Source organism: Paracraurococcus ruber (genome assembly GCF_004353985.1).
Lineage (GTDB): Bacteria > Pseudomonadota > Alphaproteobacteria > Acetobacterales > Acetobacteraceae > Paracraurococcus > Paracraurococcus ruber.
Genome location: NZ_SMOA01000576.1, coordinates 1 through 1304 on the forward strand (window position 1 = coordinate 1; position 1304 = coordinate 1304).

Here is a 1304-nt window from a genome sequence, read left to right on the forward strand (position 1 = left end):
GCCGCAGCCGCGGCGAAGGCAGGGTCGGCGTGGCGTCCGCGCCACGCGACCGCCCGCCCGGCCTCCCGCCCGGACCAGGGCGCGGACCAGGGCGGCCGCCCTTCGCCCCGGCCCCCGTCGCCGGCCGCATCCGGGTCGCCGGGGCGGCGGCGCCGGGGCCTTCCCCATTATCAGGATCTTGCTTCTGGCCCCGGCGCCTTGTCGCGATGCAACCAAGGTCGGCTTTTCGCCCGGGCGGCCATCATGCTTCGATCCCGCAAGCGCTGCGGCGGCCACCGCCCCGGCGCGGAGACGCTGCATGGTCGCTGATCCCAGCGGGCTGCCCCTGACCGGCCTGCCCGATTTCGACAACGCGCGGTGGCTCGGCCGGCCGCGCCTGCAGGATGTGCACAATCTCGCCGGTGCCGGCGTCCTGCGGCACAGCTTCGATGCCGACCCGGCCCGCTTCGCGGTGGATGTCGACCGGCAGCAGAACCACATCCTGCTCTGGACGATGGGCGCCGCCCCCGGGCGCTACGACATCCGGCTGGATGGGCGGCGCGACGACGGCCCGCTGCAGGGGCTGCGCAACGCCTATCTGCTGCCCGCCGGCACCGCCTCCCGCTTCGAAGGCCCGGCCGGGCCGCAGCACGACATGCTGCACCTGCATGTCACGCCGCCCTGGCTGGACCGGCTGGCGGAGGAGAGCGGCCTGCCCGCCTCCGCCGCCCGGCTGCCCCTGCGCGCCGGGCTGCAGGACCCGGCGCTGGACGCGCTGGTGCGCGCCCTGGTGGCGCAGCGCGCGGCGCATGGCCGCCTCTCCGCCGCCTTCGCCGAGCAATGGGCGGTGCTGGCCATGCTGCGGCTGATGCGGGCGCCGCCGCCCTCGGGCCGCATCGCCCTGGCCGGCTGGCGGCTGCAGCGGGTCTTCGCCCATGTCGAGGCGAACCTCGCCACCGACCTGCCGCTGTCGGACCTGGCGGCGGCCGCCGGCCTGTCGCGCTTCCACTTCGCCCGCGCCTTCCGGGCGGAAACCGGTGAGACGCCGCATGGCTATATCAGCCGCCGCCGCTGCGACCTGGCGAAGCGGCTGATCCTGGCCGGCGGCCTCCCGCTGTCCGAGGTGGCGCTGCGCTGCGGCTTCGCCAGCCAGGCGCATTTCACCCATGCCTTCGCCCGCATCGTCGGCACCACGCCCGGCCGCTGGCGGGCGGACCGCCTGGCCTGATGCCGGTGCCGGACTGGCATGGCCCGCGGCTGGCCGCAGCGCCGGCCGGCCCCCGCGGCGTGGCCCGGCGCCACGGCCGGCCAGGCCGCGGCATCGC

Annotated in this window: 1 protein-coding gene; it reads left to right on the forward strand. The window is 77.0% G+C overall.

Annotated elements, in window-relative coordinates:
• Positions 1-298: 298 nt before the first annotated feature.
• On the forward strand, positions 299-1207 hold the full coding sequence (locus tag E2C05_RS31860) for a helix-turn-helix domain-containing protein (protein ID WP_133223604.1): 909 nt from the start codon (positions 299-301) through the stop codon (positions 1205-1207).
• The last annotated feature ends 97 nt before the right edge of the window (positions 1208-1304 follow it).